Origin of the sequence: Thermococcus sp. 21S9, assembly GCF_012027635.1 — an archaeon.
In the GTDB taxonomy this organism is placed as follows: Archaea; Methanobacteriota_B; Thermococci; order Thermococcales; family Thermococcaceae; genus Thermococcus.
On the sequence record NZ_SNUS01000046.1, the window covers coordinates 1 to 427 of the forward strand.

The 427-nt window shown below is 37.0% G+C and carries 1 protein-coding gene; it reads left to right on the forward strand.

Annotation, left to right across the window (positions count from 1 at the left end; translation table 11 throughout):
- The coding region (locus tag E3E28_RS11190) for a DUF447 domain-containing protein (protein WP_240921758.1) at positions 1 to 427 on the forward strand (427 nt) is incomplete at both ends.

The following is a 427-nucleotide window of genomic DNA, read 5'->3' on the forward strand; positions in this document are numbered from 1 at the left end:
GTAGTGAGAGAAGTAATAGATGAGGCTGATATTGTAGTTGAAGTAGTTGATGCAAGAGATCCAATTGGAACGAGAAATCTAAAGGTTGAGAGGCTAGTTAAGGAAAGCGGGAAAAAACTGCTCATAGCTATGAACAAAGCAGATTTAGTTCCTAAAGAGTGGGCTGAGGAGTATAAGAAAAAGAGTGATGTTCCAATGGTTTTTATCAGTGCAAGAGAGAGAAAGGGAACAGGAATCCTAAGAAGAGAAATCAAAAAGATAGCAAAAGAGCTGTTTGATGAAGGAAAAGTGTATGAGGTTTTGCTAGTAACAAAGTCAAACTTAACCCCCATTGGGATTATTCGAAAAGGGAATTATTTTTATTTCAAGCTTTTTGAAGGAAAGAGCTTTCAAGAAATCAAGGAACATCCTTTTGGAGTTGTCCACA